The sequence below is a fragment of the Halorubrum ejinorense genome, assembly GCF_055389685.1.
The window spans coordinates 233138-251786 of record NZ_AP043776.1 but is presented as its reverse complement, the minus strand read 5'-3'; the positions used below and the strand labels follow the sequence as shown (position 1 = coordinate 251786).

Annotated in this window: 14 protein-coding genes and 3 pseudogenes; 4 read left to right on the top strand and 13 right to left on the bottom strand. The window is 57.6% G+C overall.

The window, feature by feature from the left end; all coding sequences use genetic code 11:
- Positions 1–128 precede the first annotated feature (128 nt).
- Positions 129–635, bottom strand: a complete 507-nt coding sequence (locus ACZ5KW_RS01110; RefSeq protein WP_379700939.1) for a hypothetical protein — start codon at positions 633–635, stop codon at positions 129–131.
- 397 nt (positions 636–1032) lie between these two features.
- Positions 1033–1848, bottom strand: a pseudogene (locus tag ACZ5KW_RS01105) (IS5 family transposase).
- A 7-nt stretch (positions 1849–1855) separates the two neighbouring features.
- Between ACZ5KW_RS01105 and ACZ5KW_RS01100 the strand changes: the two are divergent.
- A pseudogene (locus tag ACZ5KW_RS01100) lies at positions 1856–2493 on the top strand (IS6 family transposase).
- 3 nt (positions 2494–2496) lie between these two features.
- Here the strand turns inward: ACZ5KW_RS01100 and ACZ5KW_RS01095 are convergent.
- From ACZ5KW_RS01095 to ACZ5KW_RS01085, 3 genes are all read right to left on the bottom strand, one after another.
- Positions 2497–3654, bottom strand: coding sequence for a Fic family protein (locus ACZ5KW_RS01095; RefSeq protein WP_343777971.1), 1158 nt, complete (start codon positions 3652–3654; stop codon positions 2497–2499).
- A gap of 66 nt (positions 3655–3720) precedes the next feature.
- Positions 3721–3897 carry a hypothetical protein gene (locus ACZ5KW_RS01090; protein ID WP_464388564.1) on the bottom strand — a complete coding sequence of 59 codons (177 nt, stop codon included), beginning with the start codon at positions 3895–3897 and terminating at the stop codon, positions 3721–3723.
- Positions 3898–4277: 380 nt separating this feature from the next.
- The gene (locus ACZ5KW_RS01085; protein WP_343777972.1) at positions 4278–4550 is read right to left on the bottom strand and encodes a hypothetical protein; all 273 of its coding nucleotides are present in this window, start codon (positions 4548–4550) and stop codon (positions 4278–4280) included.
- A gap of 200 nt (positions 4551–4750) precedes the next feature.
- Between ACZ5KW_RS01085 and ACZ5KW_RS01080 the strand changes: the two genes are divergently transcribed.
- Positions 4751–6664, top strand: a complete 1914-nt coding sequence (locus tag ACZ5KW_RS01080) for an MBL fold metallo-hydrolase (protein WP_343777973.1) — start codon at positions 4751–4753, stop codon at positions 6662–6664.
- A 125-nt stretch (positions 6665–6789) separates the two neighbouring features.
- On the opposite strand, the gene ACZ5KW_RS01075 is transcribed toward ACZ5KW_RS01080, so the two are convergent.
- The gene (locus ACZ5KW_RS01075) at positions 6790–7329 is read right to left on the bottom strand and encodes an IS6 family transposase (RefSeq protein WP_343777975.1); all 540 of its coding nucleotides are present in this window, start codon (positions 7327–7329) and stop codon (positions 6790–6792) included.
- 160 nt (positions 7330–7489) lie between these two features.
- On the opposite strand from ACZ5KW_RS01075, the gene ACZ5KW_RS01070 reads away from it, so the two are divergent.
- Entirely contained in the window at positions 7490–8038 is a 549-nt protein-coding gene (locus ACZ5KW_RS01070) for a winged helix-turn-helix domain-containing protein (protein ID WP_343778097.1), read from the top strand.
- Positions 8035–8517: a toxin-antitoxin system TumE family protein gene (locus tag ACZ5KW_RS01065; RefSeq protein WP_343777977.1), complete on the top strand. Its 483-nt coding sequence runs from the start codon at positions 8035–8037 to the stop codon at positions 8515–8517. Before ACZ5KW_RS01070 ends, ACZ5KW_RS01065 begins: the two co-directional genes overlap by 4 nt.
- A 385-nt stretch (positions 8518–8902) precedes the next feature.
- Here ACZ5KW_RS01065 and ACZ5KW_RS01060 read toward each other — a convergent pair whose 3' ends face one another.
- From ACZ5KW_RS01060 to ACZ5KW_RS01030, 7 genes and pseudogenes are all read right to left on the bottom strand, one after another.
- Complete coding sequence (locus ACZ5KW_RS01060) at positions 8903–11377, bottom strand: ABC transporter ATP-binding protein (RefSeq protein WP_343777978.1); 2475 nt, start codon at positions 11375–11377, stop codon at positions 8903–8905.
- On the bottom strand, positions 11374–11829 hold the full coding sequence (locus ACZ5KW_RS01055; RefSeq protein WP_343777980.1) for a DUF7529 family protein: 456 nt from the start codon (positions 11827–11829) through the stop codon (positions 11374–11376). The genes ACZ5KW_RS01060 and ACZ5KW_RS01055 overlap by 4 nt, the downstream gene beginning before the upstream one ends.
- A 3-nt stretch (positions 11830–11832) precedes the next feature.
- Positions 11833–13260, bottom strand: coding sequence for an ABC transporter permease (locus ACZ5KW_RS01050; protein ID WP_343777982.1), 1428 nt, complete (start codon positions 13258–13260; stop codon positions 11833–11835).
- A complete protein-coding gene (locus tag ACZ5KW_RS01045; protein WP_343777984.1) occupies positions 13257–14282 on the bottom strand; it encodes an ABC transporter permease in 1026 nt (341 codons plus the stop codon). Before ACZ5KW_RS01045 ends, ACZ5KW_RS01050 begins: the two co-directional genes overlap by 4 nt.
- A 67-nt stretch (positions 14283–14349) precedes the next feature.
- Positions 14350–16185 (bottom strand): ABC transporter substrate-binding protein, encoded by a 1836-nt coding sequence (locus ACZ5KW_RS01040; RefSeq protein ID WP_343777986.1) that lies wholly within the window; start codon positions 16183–16185, stop codon positions 14350–14352.
- Positions 16186–16420: 235 nt separating this feature from the next.
- A pseudogene (locus ACZ5KW_RS01035) lies at positions 16421–16918 on the bottom strand (type B DNA-directed DNA polymerase); the annotation flags it as partial.
- Positions 16919–17157: 239 nt separating this feature from the next.
- Positions 17158–18498, bottom strand: a complete 1341-nt coding sequence (locus ACZ5KW_RS01030) for an RNA-guided endonuclease InsQ/TnpB family protein (protein WP_343777988.1) — start codon at positions 18496–18498, stop codon at positions 17158–17160.
- Between the last annotated feature and the right edge of the window lie 151 nt (positions 18499–18649).

Sequence of the window (18649 nt, the reverse complement as noted above, 5' to 3'; positions counted from 1 at the left end):
TGTTTTAAGAGGCTTTGTTGAAATCCTCAGAAGTTGATAGTTTCACCCCCTCCAACCGCTCAGTACAGGGGACTCACAGATCGCTCAGTACAGGGCCGACATCGATCAGTCCCAAACGATGGAACCTGTCAGGGTTCAGTTGCCTGCCCGGTGGGGGTCTCCTCAAGCCAGCGTTCAAGCTCTTCTTCGTGTGCTTGCCAGTCGGCGAGCAGCCGCTGATACTCGTCACGGGCGGCCTCTGCACCCCGGTAGGCGGCGATGGATTTTAATCGGTTTTTCAGCGCTTTCTGGCACATCGCTGTCTCATCATACCAGTCGTATCCACATTGTACTAACATATCGTGGATGGCTGCCCAGAATCCAACTTGCTTCGGATTCTCATCGTGGCCATCGCCGACTATCGGGAGTGCCTCCTCGAATTCGCGGTAGTAGGCGAGCGAAAACTGCGTGATGAGCTGTTTCAGCCGGTACTCCCACTCACCACCGATTTCCCCCTTCGCGTCGGTTTGCTGGTCCAAGAGGCTGTCATACCCTTCGTCTTCGTATCGCTGGAGGTGCCACGAGGTGAGGCCACTGAACTCGTCCCATCGACCGGATTCAGCCTCGACGAGCTCACCCGGAGCGCCCTCAAACACCAGCCGCACTAATCCCCCATCCGGTCCGGTATCGTACTGAGCAAACTGTCTATAGGATCAAAACCAACCGGTTGTCCAGTACTCGTTCGTCTCGAAGCGGTCCCACGCGTCTGTGAGGTACGTCCGGACGAATCGTTCCTCGGATACGGGCGAATCGAAATGGAATTGGACAGTTGCGCCGACCATGGGTCAGCCTCATGTAGGATTTTGATATACTTTTTGTGTGTCAAATATGAACTGCGTTCAAGAAATTCAGAGCCGGTAGATACGCAGTTCTCATCGAACGGCTGTTTCAGGCGAGAATATATCTGAAAAATAGGATTTCAATAAAGCGGTTTAAGAAAGAACTTTGATTCGGGTGACATGGCTGTGTTGAATCGTTGTAAGGCGTAGAGATTCACTGTTTGACGAAGCGCTTGATGTTATAGACGACACACATCAGCGCGATTTCGCGGAACTCACGGAACCACGAGCGCGCTCGCACGGCGAAGCCGAGCGAGAGCTTCACAGCCGAGTTCACAGTTTCAGTCATAGAGCACTAATTGTAGCGGGAATCGTCGATTCTCGCGTTGTGTGCGTGGTCGTACGGAGCGAAGATGCGGTGCTTGATCAGCGGTCTGATCCCGAACTCCCGCAATCCTTCACGAAGCGATTGCTTGTCATAGCCTTTATCGGCGGCGAGAGCCCGCAGATTGCCCGCGTTTCGGCGGGCGATCTGCTCAGCAAGGTCTGCGTCGCTTCCTTCTCGGTTCGTTGAGCAGTGAACGTCAAGGACAGCCTGAGAAGCTGTATCGACGAGTTTCGTGACTTTGATCTTCTGAACGCGGTAGCTGATTCGCTGGCAGTAGTGGCGGCTCGCTGGTGAGCGGTCGTAGAACGTGGCGTCGATCGCGGCGTGTTCAGAGAGGTCGTGCAGCTGCGCCGACTGGCGCAGCAGCACTCGACAGACGCTCATACTGATCCGGTCGAACGCCTTACACAACGTGGACGGCGCGAGAAGATCGGCCGCGTTGAGGCCGATCTCCCCGGTTATTTGAGGCATCTCTTTGAGCAGGTCGATCGTCATGCGGTACGATGAATCGAGGTAAATCCGCAGACAGTGAAGGGAAACGAGTGTATAGTCGGCGAATCCGCCGCCACCTTCCGGGGTGGCAGATTCGCCTCCATGGCGGTGTTCAGATAAGGATTGAAACGTGAGGCGGTGCGTTTTCAAAGTATCTATGCCCGAAAACGACCGCCTTATGGGCTGTTTAGACGAGATCAACTTAGAGTTTGTGGAGCGAGAGCGACACCGCGGCTATTGATGACGCTCAGTATTCAGCTTCATTTAGCAGGATTATCGCTTTCGAATACTGTTTCGTTTCTTGAGGTATTCGGTGTTGAACGAGTGCGATCCACCGTTCACAACTGGGTTCACAAAGCCGATCTACAGCCGGAATCTGGTCGGAGCCCGAATCACGTTGCGGTCGATGAGACGGTGATTCGGCTTGACAATGAACAATATTGGCTGTACGCTGCTGTCGATCCGGAAAACGAACGATATGCTTCATACACAGCTTGAGCCGACGACAAATAACGCTCTCGCAGATCGGTTTTTCGCTGATCTCCGTGACAAACACGACGTGGATGACGCAACTGTTCTCATCGATGGATCAGCTTCACTTCAGCGAGCCTGTCGCAAACACGACCTCGATTTCAGATACGAACGACATGGAAATCGGAACAGCGTCGAAACGTGTCTTTCGTGAAATAAAACCCAGAACTACCAGTTTTTCCAAACTGTTTTAGCAACGCCAAAGCAGAAACTGCTGACGAGTGGCTCAGATCATTCGCTTTCGCATGGAATCAGCTTATCTGAACACTACCGTTGTATCGGCCGTTCAAGAATATCGAATACATCGATAGCTTTGTACTCACGATTTCGCTGCTGCCCAGTCGCTTCGATAACGAGGCCATCCGATTCGAGCTCTTCAATCGCATTATAGGCAGTCTGTCGACTTACGTCGAACCGGTCCGTGATGTCATCTGCGGTGAAGTACGGTAATTCAAACAGTTCGCGGGCGAGTTTGTGACTTGTCTTTTGATTCGGATATTGCGCTTCGTACTCTCGCCGGAGTTCGAGTAATTCGAATGTTCGCTCGTAGGAGTCCTTCGCTTGCTCTTCAATGCCTTCAATAAAGAACGCAATCCAATCGCGCCATCGGCCTTCTTCGCTAACCGCACGCATTGTCTCGACGTACTCCTGCTTGTTTCGATTAAAGTAGGCACTCGGATAGAGGTACGGCTCAGACAGATAGCCAGCCTTGTGTAACTGGAGGACGGTCAGGATCCGCCCGAGACGACCGTTGCCATCTGAGCAGGGGTGAATTGTCTCAAACTGATAATGAGTGATAGCAAGGTCAATCAGTGGATGATATTCACCGTCCATTTGTATATATGCTTCAAGCGAGTCCATTAGCTCCGGAACGCGGTCCGCCGGTGGTGGAACAAACGGAGACTCTCCGCGACGTGGCGACGGTATATGTACATCACCATCTCGCCACTCACCAACAATGTCGCCCTTGTTCCGAACTCCTTTGAGTAGTATTTCGTGGAGCGATTTGAGCAACGCGACCGAAATTGGCTCACCCCCTTTAATTGCGTCAAATCCATCCCTGAGTGCGCGCTCGGCGTTGAGAACTTCCTGTAAGTCGCGGCTCACACGCCCAGAACTGCCTGATTTCTGTCGTGTGTGATATGCGTAGACTTCGTCCATCTCGACGTCTGCGCCCTCAATTTCTGCTGTTTCGACTGCTTCGAGCCGAAGGAGCGACGTATACAGTACCGGCGAGAAATCGACAGTCGGACTAATCCCGTCGATACGTCCGAGTTGGAACATCGCATCCGATATCGTCGCCGTGAGGTCCTCGTCAATCTCAACCCGCGATGAGAGGGGCAACTTCTCTGGAATATAGTAGGGGTGCGGATGCGACTGTTGGTAGTGCCCCGGCGCATCTGGTGGTAAATCCTCTGTTCTCATTTTGAATTAGTAAGTTTCTAGCGCGTCTTAATCATATTAGATATAAATACATTTGGATAAGGTGAGTCAAATCCGTTCCAAATCAAATTCCACCCATCTCGTTGTGTCACAACTGCTTCCGCCCGAACTGAGCTGATATCCATGATTGTACTGTCGAACGTCCGTGTAAAGGTCAGCGTCTTTGAGTCGGATATGCGATGTCACACTGTCGACGACCTCGCCGCCGAGGGCGGCATTCAGAATCTGATGGCCGAAACAGATGCTAAGCGTTGGGCCCCCTCAGTGACGAGTTAACACACAAACTGCTTCTAGGAGGATCCATGGCTAATCGGGTTCATCGTACATGCCGGTCTCGTTGCCCCCAATGAGGACACCATCTACGTCTTCGGGTGACGGGTCACCGTCCTCATTCGGATTCACGATCACGCGCCAATGCCATCAAAAGTGGTTGAACCGTTTCCGGCATCGTGGTCGGGTCACCAGCTCGTCCGTGAGTTCCATAATATCACGGTTGTCGGCTTAGGGTGCGAACGACGCTCGCTCTCGCCAGCAATCGACCAGTGTGCGTTTCCCGCAATTGATCCACGAGAAGCCCCAAAGGGCGATCGACGGTACGCCACCGATCAGACCGCAAACGAGCTTGAAGCAGCATGTCTAGATGTTGTTCGGGACATGTCGACGCCGAAAAAGGCCGGTCGATCGCTGAGCATCGAGGACGACAACCCCCAGCGTTCGTGGGTGACGTTGAGCGTGTCGAAACTCGGTATAACCAGCTCACAGGGTTGCTGAAATCCCTGACAGACGTATGCCTCGTCACGCACGTTCTGCCGTTCAACACGTCGTTCGGTGGCCACCACGCCGTCGGGACCCGAGAGGCGGACCGAGAGTTCCTCCACGTGGGTCGGTAGCGACGAAACTCGCCATTCGGGAACACGATGTGTTTGCCACGGACTCAGCGGCAAGTTTGATGTGGCTTCTCAATGTACGTAACTGCGTACCAAGGTGACCGGAAAACCGCGAATTCGGTCCGCACGCCACTATACCTCAACCCACGCTCAGAATGAGACGTAAAGACACACTCGAAGGGTCACTAGAGATGTATAGTATTGATGTCGGACAGGGAGACGCGACGCTAATTATCGGACCGGACGGTGAGACGACACTTGTCGATGCCGGGACCGGCACTGAGGCGAAACAGAACATTCGAGAGAACATCGACCGGCGATTCGCTACACGCGATGATGTCGATGGCCTCGACAACGTTGTCGTGACCCACTTCGATCAAGATCACGCTGACCAAGCGGCAGACATGGTCGAGGAATACGATGTAGACGAGGTCTATACTCCGAATCCGAATGCGTATGACACGGGAGATAGGATAACGAACACGAGTGGGTTACAGAACGAAGCACTGAGCAAGGTTGATGTCTCCGAAGAAACCGATACTACTGTACACTCGGTCGACACTGATGGGACACAGCGTGCGGTCGGGGCTCACGACTTAGGTGGAGAGGGACAGCAGGATCTCGATATCTTCAGTGATGGTGCTGTCGACGTGTCAGTGTTGAACCCGGAACCAACCGAGGATATTGACGGAATCGATCGGAACAGCGGGAGTCTCTCGTTTAGCGTCGAATATGGCGACTCGACTGCTGTCATCACCAGCGATACGTCGGAACTCGCGGCGCCTGAGAAGCTTGATGACACAGAGGTCGACTACGCGACCGGGTTCGAACACGGAAGCGAAACGAGTCTCACAACGCTAAATCAAGTAGACCCGGAGCACGTCAATTTCTCGTGTGACCCATCGGCATTTGGCCACCCGGATACTGCGATGACCGATGTAGCTGCCGAGAGAGGGCTTACGGTCACCGCGACGAACGAGCATGGTACAGTCTCGTTCATGAGCGACGGTGACTCCGACGAGGTACTCACACAACGCGGGGAACCCATCGACGGTAGCCAAACCGACGGCGAGGCAATACAAGACGAACTCACCGATTCACAGTCGAACCCGGAACCGGGGTTCGCCGACGAGATTGCCAAGGTAGACGACGCCACATCGCAGACCGAACTGACTACCGAGACCGGTGAACGGACCGATATGGACCTCATCACCGAAGAGGGAGAGCAGATCGAGCCAGACGCGTACATCGAGGAAGACCTCGACATCCCCGAGAATACCGAAGACATTGACATGTTTCCGGAGCGTGGTAACGCATTGGATGTCGACGAGTTAGAGTCGGCAGGAGTCGGAGTTTACAATGAGGAGACCGGGAGGTTCGAAACGCCGAACGAGGAATCTCTCACGGACATCGACGGTGTCGGAACTGACAAAACAGAACGTCTGGAACAGAACGGAATCGATATTGATTCGACCCCCACTCCTGAGGAGGTCTCGAAGACCGACGGATTCAATGATAAACTATCGAACCGCGTGTCGGACCGGCTTGAGCAACGAAACAGCAACGGTGCCAATCAAGCCAAGAACCAAGCTGTCACAAGTGAGGAGTCACGAGAGTCGACGCAATCCGATGGGTCCGACAAAGGACACTCCGAGCGCGACTCACAGGGCACGGAGTCAGAGGAACTGGAGCCCGGAGATGACCCTCGAAATGTGGACGAGACAGACGATGAAACATTAACAAACGAAAACGAGGATGCGGCGACAAGCGACAACAATGTGAACGCGAGCGACGACAACCCTGGGGCCGAGTCAGCGGAGGCCAGTACGAAGGGCAGCCATGCCGACGGCACTGGTACCGAACCTGAGCAGAACGCGGATCCAGACACACAGCGGAATTCCAATGAAGATGTACTCTCTGAGGACGAACTCGCTAAGGAGGGTCAAGACGACCAGTTCACGGAGGAGGCGTCTTCCTCGGACGGCGATGTGATGGACGTTGAGGAAATTAAGAACAACCCGGACACGGCTGATGACGGCGTTGACGTAGGCGACGCCACTGCTGATGGCGATCAGATGGACTCCGAACGTAAGTACAGCAGGTGAGTAATTGGACCAGTTATATTTGATCGGCTGTCGCTCCCCACGACTCTCTGCTATCGGTATTCAATAGTATTGCTCCCAGTATATGTGCGGTGTTAACAAGATTTTAGAAAGAGTAAGTGGTCACGTTAAGTTTGGCGTGAGTTGTGGTAGACGGCGACGGCTTCGAGCCAATTTTGAGCTGTCTCGAGCGCGACATTGCTGAAACTATTTGCAAACGATGATGTTCGTCGTTCTATTTCCCAAAAAACACGTTTGATGGCATTCCGATTTCCATGACGAATGACTTGAAATCGATAGCCGTCCTCAGCGAGAACTGATCCGAGATAGTCTGCGTCATCGACGAGAAATTCCACGTTATCGAGCTGATAGCGCCGGTGAAGCTCGGTGAGAAACCATCGCGTCGTCTGTTTTTCGTCAACCGCAAGCTGATCCTCGGAGACGGTTGAGATCGGCTGTAGATCGGCTTTATGAACCCAGTTGTGAATGGCAACGTGACTCCGATCGATCCCAAACAGTTCAAGATGCTTACTTACCTCACGTAGTGACATACCGGCTAAATGACAGCGGATCCCTACTTCAATCACCCAACGCGGAGTTCGATCTCGCTCCACAAACGACAAGTCGATCCACGCTATACGTTCGCTGAGGCGGTCGAATTCTGGCATAGACACTCAGAAATTGTCCGCCTCATTCTCTAACTTTACGCGACCCAATATACTACCCCACAGATTATTATACCGCTCTCCCGTTGGTTGGCACATAATGTCCGAAGAGCCGTCCCCACCCCACCGAGTGAGTTCGGATGGCGGCACCGAACACCGTGACGTGAACGACGTCGTCGAAGAGGAATGGATCGAGGAGACGACGCCCTTCGAACGAGTGTACGAAGTCATCTCTCGTGTGTACGATCCGCTGTCTGCAGCACAGATCGCCGAGCGTGCCCGCGTCTCACCGACCACGGCGCGAAAGCACCTGCGAACGCTTGAGAGCGCTGGTGAGGTAACGACGTCACAGGACGGTCAGACGACGCACTACCGACGGTCGGAAACCGCTATCGTCACTGAACACGCCCAGTCGCTCCTCGCGGAACGGACGCCCGAAGAGATCGCGTCCGGCATCGCCGATATCAAGGCGCAGATCCAGGCGTGGCGCGAGGAATACGGTGTTGATTCACCCGAGGAATTCGCCCGAGAACTGGATATCGGGGACGCCGACAGCGATCATGGTGCGCTCCTCACAGAATGGCAAACGACGCGACGCAACCTCGCGCTCGCACAGGCAACACTCGCGATCGGTGAGGTGAGCCAAACTGGTCACCTCACTGGCACGGACACGGATGACGATGGTAACGGCGATACATCCATCGTGGTATGACCGACGACGGAGACCCCGCTCGCTATATTCCGCCAGACGAGCAGTCTGAGGTATTTGGTCCTATCGACGCTGGGGCATTACGGGAAATCCGAGACCTGTTCGTGGACCTTGAGCCGCTGGTCCAGACCGCGTCAGTAGACGACCCGCTGAATCCACAAACACTCTCGGTTGAACTATCTGACGGCGTCGGATCGGCGTCAACCGCGCAGATAGACATCCGGTGGAGTCTCACCGGGAACTACGCCGCACACTACACAGATGACCGTGATCGAAACTTTCGGTTCGACTGCCACCCGAAACCCGACGCACCGAGACGGCACTTCCATCCACCACCCGATGCACCGAGCCGTCCTGTCGACCCGTCCTGTATATCTGTGTCCGAGACAAGCCTTGTGACGCGAGCGATTCTCCAACGGTGGCGATACGCCTACACGAATGGAACATTTGAGGGAGTCAACGACGCAGAAAATCCACCGTGAGAGCTACAAATATACAAAGATAGCCCACGGGGAGAGCCGTGGAAGGATGTCAAGACTCGAACGATACCCCGACGTGGTCCGCAATTGCTTGGAGATCTGCCTTCCGGAAAGTGGAGTCGTCGGCCGCCGCTGGCGATTCTGCGATGCCGACGTGCGCTCAGATGAGTCGTCGCATCTGTGACGTCGACGGTCGGCCCGCCGCGTTGACACTGACTCCTAATGTCTCACAAACTGCTTGGAGCTCTTCTTTAGTGAACGACGACTTGACATCCCGTTCGAAGCGACCCGTTCTCACGCGAATTGCGTTTCGAAGCTCTTGGACGGTAGGACTCATGGATCCTCACTCTCTGCTTGTCTCCCTCAAAGTTCCTATCCAGCGTTAACATCAGCGGAGTTCGGTGTCTGCGTCCGTGTGTTCTGCCAGGTGACGGTGGCAGCGACTCTCTCGGCCATTCTCTCCGATCGGATATGATTCGACCGCATCAGTCTCACAAACTGAGCCGAACTCCGCAGCGAGCAGCTCAACCGCAGCGGATGGTGAAGACTCAGCGCGTTCCGTCGCCTTATCGACTATCTCTGTGGCGGCTGGCGGGAGTTCGATATCCGCGAATACATCGGCGGCAACGCTTTGTGGGCCTTGCTTGTCATCGATCAACCCCAGCCGGCGTTTTGCCGCCCGAACGAGTGACGAGTCCGCACGCTCACGCTGGCGTAACACCTCTTGGAACGTCCCGAGAGCCTCCCACGCATCCGGCGAGAGCGAGTCCCACTCGGGCGGTCGAATTCGGACTGGACACCGGGTCGCAAACGGACAGCCGTCAGGTGGATATCGAGGGTTTGGTGGGGACCCGCGCAGCGTGACGCGGTCGAGGTCGTCTGGAGCTGGTGTTGACGAACCCGGAATCGCCGACAGCAACGATAGCGTGTACGGGTTCGCCGGGGAATTAAACACCTCTTCAGTTGGGCCAATCTCAAGGATGTTTCCGAGATACATCACCGCAACCCGATCAGTTATTTTCCGCACTACTGAGAGATCGTGCGCAATAAAAAGCAGCGTAATATCAAGCGTCTCTCGCAGTTCTTCGAGCAGATTTATTACTCGTGCTTGGACGGAGACGTCGAGGGCACTGACCGGCTCGTCCAACACGAGGAACTCCGGTTCCAAGGCGAGCGCACGGGCGATACCGATACGTTGGCGCTGCCCGCCAGAGAACTGGTGGGGGTAGCGGTAGAAGTGCTCCTCAAGCAGGCCGACACGGTCGAGCAGCTTGAAGACCCGCTCGTCGCGCTCGTCGGGGGTTCCCCAGTCGTGGGCCTCAAGCGGCTCCTTGATTATTTGTCCGACGGTCATTCTGTCGTTGAGGCTTTCTTCAGGGTCTTGGAACACGACGCCCACCTCGCGTTGCCACTCGCGAAGGTCGCTGCCAGAAAGGTCTGTCACGTCGCGCCCGTTGGCCATAACTGACCCGCTCGTCGCGGCTTCCAAGCCGGCAAGCGTTCGGCCGAGCGTCGTCTTCCCGCAGCCGGACTCGCCGACGAGCCCGAGTATCTCTCCACGGCGAATGTCGAACGACACGCCGTCGACAGCCTTCACCGGCGGCAACCTGTCGAGCGGCGAGTCACTCTCGTAGTACGTCTGAAGGTCCTCGACTGAAATGAACGTTTCTCCGGCGCCGGTGGGGCTTTCGTCGGGCATCTCTGCGGACGAGTCGGCATTTGGTTCGGTACCCGCCGGTTTGGTGGCCTTCCTGGATGACGCGTCGGTTTGGCCGGCAGTCGAGGACGCGCTCGCCTTTTGTTCCTCGTTGCTTAGAGACACCTCCTGTGTCACCTCTGGATGGGAAGAATCGTGGATTAGACAGGCCGCAGTGTGATCCGTAGATCCTCTGATCGGCATCGGTTCGGGGTGAGTCGTCGTACAGGCTTCCGTGGCCGCCGGACACCGCGGGGCGAATCGGCAGCTATCCGCTGGCTTAGTCGGTGTCGGGACCTCGCCGTCGATTGTCGGCAGTGTGTCGTCCGCGTCGCTCCGTCCGGGGACGCTCTTGAGCAGGGCACGCGTGTATGGGTGTTCTGGTCGCTCAAAGAGTTCTGCCGTCGGCGCACGCTCCACGATTTCGCCCGCGTAGATGACGTTAACCCGGTCTGCGGTCTCTTCGATGACACCCATATCGTGGGTAATGAATAGGATCGCGAGGTCTTCCCGTTCTTGGAGGTCATCGAGCAGCTCCAGTATCTGCGCTTGGATCGTCACGTCGAGCGCGGTCGTCGGCTCGTCACACACGAGCAGGTCCGGGTCACAGGCCAGCGCGATCGCAATGATCGCACGCTGTTGCATCCCGCCCGAGAACTGGTGGGGATACTCGCCGAGCCGCCGCGGCGCGTCGGGAATACCTACATCTTCCAGCAGTTCGATCGCCTTCGACCGGGCCGCCTCGCCGGTCAGTCCCCGGTGGATACGGAGCGCCTCGCGGATCTGATTGCCAACCGTGTACACCGGGTTGATCGAGTTCAGCGGGTCCTGGAATACGATGGCGATGTCACCACGGTGGCCGTCCCACCCGGCCTCGACGAGATCGACACCGTTGAACCGGATTTCGCCGCCCTCGATGGCTCCCGGTCGGTCGATCAATCCCAGGATCGAGCGCGCCGTGACCGATTTTCCGGAGCCGGACTCGCCGACGAGGCCGACGGTCTCTCCGGCGTGGACATCGAACGAGATCCCGTCAACCGCGTGGATCGTCTCCTTACCGGTCCGAAACACCGTCCGGAGGTCTCGCACCTCTAGGAGCGCGTCCGACCGCTGGTCCGAGGCAGTCGCCGATCCCTGGCGCGGGACCGCAGATTCGTGGGCAGTCATTCGACCCCCGCGAGGAATGGTGCTCGGTCATCATGTGCTAACTCTAGTGCGACCATGTCGGAGATCGACCGGACCTTCGTTCGTGCCGGTCCCGATGTGTTCGCATACGCCTCGAGCGACCGCTGTCGGATCCCGCCCGCCACCAGCGTGACGACATCATCGTCCGGCTGGTGGACCTCTAGCAGGTACAACCGGTAGCCACCGGTGTCGACGTACCGGACGTCGGTCCGACGGATCGCGCTCGCGATCGTCTGCTCGCTGAGCGCAGTCGCCGTCTCGCCGGAGACCGTGAAGATGAACGTGAGGGGTCCGTCGTCGGGCGCCCTCACCGTCCCGTGGTCCGCGTACGCTTCGACGACCGTGCGTCCGGCCGCGCGGTGATCTGCCGCCACCGTCGCAACCGTCTCTCGAAGGCGATTCCACGCCGCCGTAGGTGGAGTGTCTGCCGACATCTGTTATCCTCCGGCACCGCTGGCCGCCGCACTTGTCTCCTCTTCACTGCTCAGGTCGGTCTCGGCGTCGATCGCGTCCCTGACCCCGTCCCCGAGCGCATTGAATCCGGTCACGACGATGACGATCAGCGTCCCCGGAAGGACGGCGATATGCCACGACATCGTCGTCAGCAGGGGCTGTCCGACGTCGACGAGCCGGCCCCACTCCGGCGTCGGGGGCGAGATTCCGAGCCCGAGGAACGAGAGCCCGGAGACGCCGATGATGATACCGCCGAGACTCATCGACGCGTACACCATTAGGTAGCCGACGATGTACGGGAGAATGTGGCGACGCATCGTCGTCCTCGGGGCCAGTCCGTAACTGTCGGCAGCATCGACCCATGTCCGCTCGGAGACCTGAAGCGCTGGTCCCCGAACGGCGCGCCACAGCGACGGCCAGCCCGTCAGAGCAAAGATGAGCGCCAACAGCACTCCCCCACTATACAGCCCAGCGAGCCACGTCTGTGAGAGTACCACTGATAAGAGAATCACAACAAGCAGCTGGGGTAGCGACTGTGTCGCGTCGCTCACAAGGACGATCGCTAAGTCGACGATTCCGCCGTAGTACGCGCTGATCAGGGCTAAGCTGGTGGCGATGACTCCGCTTATAGTGATCGCGAGAAGCCCAATGAAAAGCGACACTCGCGCCCCAAGCGCGACCTGTGTAAAGAGGTCCTGTCCCGACGGCAACGTCCCGAACGGATGGAAGCGGTCATACTGATCGTAGGTGAGTGGGCCAACGTTTCGGCCGTCGATACCCTGCGAAGTTGTGTCCGTGTTCGCTGCCCCGACGGTGATCGTTTCGACGTCGCCGGTGTCCTCGTCGTAGTAGTCGAGCTCGTAACTGTACGGGTCGATGGCGTTCTGCTCGAGCGTCGTTGGGCCAAGCGCCGGCGCGAAGACGGCGAGAATCAGGAACGCCAACACGACGAGAAGACCGAACTGTCCCCAGCGATGGCCGCGGAAGCGACTGACGACATCGTCGAACGGCGTCCAGCCTGCCGTCCGGTAGCGGTTACGGTACAGCAGGTAGCCGCGCCAGATCCAGTACAGACACAGGGCGCCGTAGAGGTATATTAGCCCGACGCGCAGCCCCCACGCCCTCGCGGGCGACAGTCCGAGAAACGTTCCCTGCCAGCCTTCGCCGGGGACGAGCGTCCCTTGGTTCGGAATCGTCTCCCGACTCAACAGGACTGGGATACGGTCAGCGACCGCGACAGCGGTCTCCCCGAGCGGAAGTGCACTCAGCGTGAACTGAATGAGCGCCCCCACCTCGGGGAGTATCAGCAACACCGCGCCTACAAGCCACGCACGGGTTGCTGAAGTCGGAATGCGGTCGAGTCTGGTTCGGACGGTCACGTTCGCGTCGGACGGAGATGGTGTGTCTGTCATCGTCGTTCAGCGTACCCGATTCGCGGGTCGATAAGGGTGTATAGTAGGTCTTGTGCGATGTTGATCGAGACGGTCAGCAGGATGAAGACGAACATGAGTGAGCCGGCCAGCGGAAGGTCACCGCTCGTCATGGCGTCGAAAAACAGCGTCCCGATCCCGTTGATCCCGAAGACAACTTCGACGAGGACGGAGCCACCAACGAGCAGGTACGCCTCGCTCGTGACGACGGGAATCAGTGGAATCAGCGCGTTTCGAAGCACGTGTTTGCCGATCAGCTGCCAGCGCGAGACGCCGACAGCTCGTGCCGTATCAATGAAGTCCTCGTTGATAATCTCGAGGACGGCCGTCCGCGAGAGCCGTAGTTCGTTCCCCATCGAGGCGGAAGCAAGAACGAATGCCGCGGGAAGAATCTGCTTCGTGGCAATAATGAACCCCTCGGGCGTCCCCAGCGCGGACAGATCTGGGGCACCGATCAGGTCGGTCTCAACGATAAACGACTCCCAACCGCTGCCGAAAAAGAGCGCGTCGGTCCGCGACAGTAGCGCCAACAGGATCACTGCTAGCCAGAAGTTCGGCATCGCACGCCACACGATACCCGTAATAGAGGCCAAGTAATCGCGGTTTGTATTGACGTTCAGTCCAGCGTATATCCCTAGCGGAATGCCGATGAAGATCGGAATCAACACCGCCCACAGCCCGAGCCAGATCGTCCGGGGACCGAACTGCGCCAGTAGCGCCACGGTATCTTGGCCGGGATACAACACCCACGACTGGCCGAGGTCGAAGGTGACGAGATCGACGAGATACTCGCCGTACTGGATGTGTATCGGGTCGTTCAGTCCGAGCTGTTCTTCGATGCGGTCGAGCCGCTCACGGGCCTGGGCGCTGTTCACTGGCCCAACGATAGCTGCGGCCGGATTCAACGGACCGACCCGGATGATCAGAAACGTTGCGGTGACGCCGAGCCACACGACCGGGATCGACATCAGCAGCCGACGGAACAGGTAGACCAAGCGGTTCATACCCGCCAGCGATCCCGGAAGGTACTCGGCCGCGACAATGTTGGTTCCATTGGCTGCTGCGGGACCGTCATTCGAACGTGACGCCGTCGTAGAGACGATCGTGGAAGCCGCTCGGCTGGATAGGTGCGTCCACTGAGTCGTACCACCACTGCCGGCCGCGCGGGTGGTAATTCGTCAGGTAGATCGCGTCCTCCCAGATGGCTTCTTCCATCTGGATGAATGCCTCGTTGCGGGCCTCCTCTTCGGCGTCGGTCGGGCCGAGGTTGTTCTGGACTTGCTCCCAGGCCGCCGCAGCACGCTCGGAAGCATCGGACGGATCTTCCCGCCACCGAACGAGGTTGCCTTCGTACGGCCGTCCGAACTTCAGCATGTCTGCCGGCGACGGATACTCAAGTCCGTTCCCGAGCGTGTACATATCGAGGTTCCCGCTGACGGCCTCATCGATGATCGTATTGAACGGCGCCCGCTCGATCGACAGGTCGACGTATACCGACTGCGCTTTCGACCGGATTAGGTTGGAAATGCGAGAGTACGCGTCCGGGTTGCGATCGTTGTATAGGGTGAGCGTGATCGACGCTCGGTTGTTCTCGCCATAGCCCGCGTCCTCCATGACGCTTCGGGCCTCATCGATCTGTGCCTCACGGTAACCGTACGGGAAGTTCTCCTCTGCGTGCTGGTCGTACGCCTCCTTTCCACCCGGGTACACCGACGGCGGCGCCTGATGGTACGCCGGCTCTCCGACTCCTCTGAACCCCTGCTCGACGAAATTCTCTTGATTGACCGCGTAGTTGAGCGCCTGCCGGATCGGCTTTTCGACCCGCGAGCAGTCGAAAATGAAGTACGCAGTGTACGCCTCGTCCCAGGTCGAGTAGTTTACCGTTTCGTCATTCTCGAGCGGCCCGTAGGTCCCGACCTCTTGGCCGAGGTTCCGCGTCTCCTCGATAGACACTTTGCTCGGGTCAAACCGAGAGTTCGGAAGCCGGAAGATCTGGACGCTCCGGTTCATCGCCCGCTGATGGATCGCGTCGGAGTTCTGGACGACCTGCATCGCGATCCGGTCTGGTCCGGGCTCGTCGCCGTGGTAGTCGTCCGCCGCTGACAGGACGACTTCCGTTCCCGTCTCGACTGACTCTGCTTGGAAGGGGCCGGTCCCGACCGGTGACTGCGAGGAGAATTCAGAGTACTCCATTTCGCCCTCGTACCCCTCAATGTCGCCGACAATTCCTTCTGGAACCGGACTCAGCGAGCCATACGCGAACCAGAACAGCGCGTCGAAGAACGGCTGTTCGAGCGTCACTTCAAGTGTGTAGTCGTCGACGGCTTCGACCGCAAGGCTCCCTGGCTGGTACACCTCCTGTTCTTCGCCGTCGACGCTCTCTGTCGTCGTCTCGTGAGCGATTCGGAAGCTGCCTTCGAGGATGTTTTCTCCTTCTTGGCTGTTCTCGGAGGCGGCGAGTCGCTCCCACGAATACACCACGTCGTCGGCCGTGAGCTCGTCGCCGTTGTGGAACGTGACGTCTTCACGCAGCGTGAACGTGTACGTCTGACCGTCCTCGGAGACGGAGTAGTCGGAGACGAGCTGTGCCGTTGGCTCCAAGCCGTCTGACGGTAGTGTCAACAGCTCACTGAACACATGGTCGGAGACGATCTGCGACCCGTCACCTTTGATCTGTACCGGGTCAAAGTTCGCAGCCTCCGGGATCGAAAGTGACAGTGTGTCACCGCTGAAATCCTCTGTCGACGTGTCCGACCCTCCGTCCCCGCCGTTTGTCCCATTCGTTCCGCCTTCCGTGTTCGACTCGTCACCGCCCGCACACCCTGCTATTCCGACGGTTGCGACACCGCCGGCAGTTTTCAGAAAGGTTCGTCGCAGCTGCCCATTTGCCGTGGTATCTTCGGGCACGTCAACAAAACGAATATCGGAGTATAATATGTAGTGACTCAACAAATACTGAAACATACCCAGATTATTTTACTTTGGATGACATTATACGTTGATCTATTGAGTACTATTGTTCCGCGCTCAAAACTACCGCTACTGGCGCCTCTGTCCTTTTATTCGCACGTTTCGGTAAGCGGTGACACTCAGATTCAGAGCTGATGGCGACAGTCCGACTACGTTGCGAGGACAGCAGTCGAGAGCCGGTGACTGTGTCGCCGATGACGAACAGTTTTCTAGATGTGGTCTCCCGTTTCGGTCACCGGGACGCTGAGCCGGAGCGCCGACAGCTCGCTCGCCGACACCGGATCGGCACCGGTCTCCAGACAGTACCAGAGCTCTCTCTCGAGAAGTCGACGTTGAAACAGGCGAGATCCCCGACTGGATACTCCGACAGCTGGTGTGCCTGCCGGGCGAGTGGGGTGACGCGGTCGATGTGGGTGACATCGACCGCGAGGACTGTCTCCTCGTCCCGTCGAAAGCCGGGGCGTCGCGCAACCGTCTCGGTCGCGACGACGTCTGGGTGGTGGTCATACACTGACTGGAGGGTTGTGAGGTCGATGTCGGCATCAGGGTCGCGAGCGGCGACGTAGAATCGCGGGGTGTACTTGTCTCGTTCTGTTACGACGGCACCCTCGGTGGTCGCCTCCCACTCTAGGACGCGGCGGTCGTCCAAGAAGTCGATTGTGAACGGCATTCCTGTAGACCCAATAGTTGGTATTCCGGATAACCGATGGCGTGTCACTTCCGGATTTCAGAGAACGATGTTCTTTCTCGCAACCTCCTCGGTCGTGGCGACGACGGATGCTGGTCGTACACCGACTGGAGGATCGTAGGGTCGAGGTCGGCCTCTGGGGAGTGAGGGAAGACGTAGAAGCGTGGAGTTTGACATCCTCCGCGCCTTCTAGGGCGCGGTTTCCTCTGTGGAGTTTTCGGCTATGCCGGTTCCCTGAGGGCAACATTCCCGTGGTGAACGGTACTCGGGTCTGTGCGCTGTTCTTTAGGACTTTCTTGAGAGCGTGGTGACTCCGACCAGGTGTGGTCGTCCCACTGGAACCGCACGGGCCGTGCCATCGGCCTGACTGCCTGTTTTGTGTGCCGCTCGAGAAACGTCTCTGACGCGGTTAGGTCGGCGTGCCCTTGGAACCCACACGGACAGGTGAGCGTGTCTTGATGCCGCGTCGTTCGGTCAGTCGATCCACACCGTGGACATTCCTGACTCGTCCACGCTTCCGATCGAACCTCGACCGAAATCCCGTATTCCTCTGCGGTACACGCTAATCGCTCTGTGAACTTCTTGAACGCCCAGAAGTTGTGGGTCTTGGCGTTGGTTTTGACCGACCAGTGTGTGTCCAGCACGTCGGTCAACCCGCCGATATACACCGTATCCACGCCCTCGGCGTACAGTCGGTCCAACAGGTCACGACACAGTGCTTCTTGAGCGTGGTCGCGGCGGCGGGTGCGTTTGCGGTACAGTCGCCGGATACGCTCGCTACTGTACCGGCCTTCCGGGAGCTTGGACTGCAACCGGGCAATCTCTCGTGTCGTCTCACGGAACCGCTGGAACAATTCGCGGCCTTCGTACAGGTATTGCTCGCCGGTCGTGGTGGTACAGGCGACGAGATTGTTCGCACCGATGTCCAGAGCGGCCGTTTCATTGGCCAGTGGAGTTGCCCGTGCACTATCAGACACAGTCACGGGTTGGGAAGCTCGGAAGGTGCTTTCAGTCTCGTCGTACCATAGCTCCAACCGGCCCTGTTTTTCGTAGTCGGGCCAATTCGGGTTACCAGCGATTTCGAGTCGGAGGCGGCCGGTGTGATCGTATCGGTCCTTCAGCTCCCTGCCGACCAGAATCTCAAGCCGAGACCGGTCGCCCCACTCAGTCGTGTATGCGTCGTTACGAATGACGGTTCTGAGTTGGCGTCCGTCGTCCTCGTTGCCACGGAATCCCGGCGGGTTGGGGTGTTCCGTAACCGATGTGTTCGACTCGTCGTGGTACTGGTCTTTCAGATGCAAGAAACTGCGCCACGCTTCGCTGTTTTTGCGTATCACCTGTTGAACTGTAGACGCCCCGAGCACGCCTTTGTATCGACCTTCGAGTCGGCCGGTATCGGCGTCCCATATGCCGCCTTCGAAGCCGTCCTCGTCGTTGTACCGCATAAGGCGTTGGTAGTTAACTTCGTTCCAGAGAGCGGCAGAAGCGTCCAACAGGTCCCGTAACAGTTGCTCTCCGGTCTCGGAGAGCGGTCGCACGGCGAACGTGTTGGTGCGCTTCATCTACCACCTATTGATCTATTCCGTCGCAAGGTAAACACTGTCCAGCCAGAGTGAAAGTGAAACTGGGGTCACTACGTTGGAGACTTGTGACTGGAAGGAATACGGCGGTATCTCAGCAGATCCGCCGCGATTCTCGTCTACCCTCTTCGGA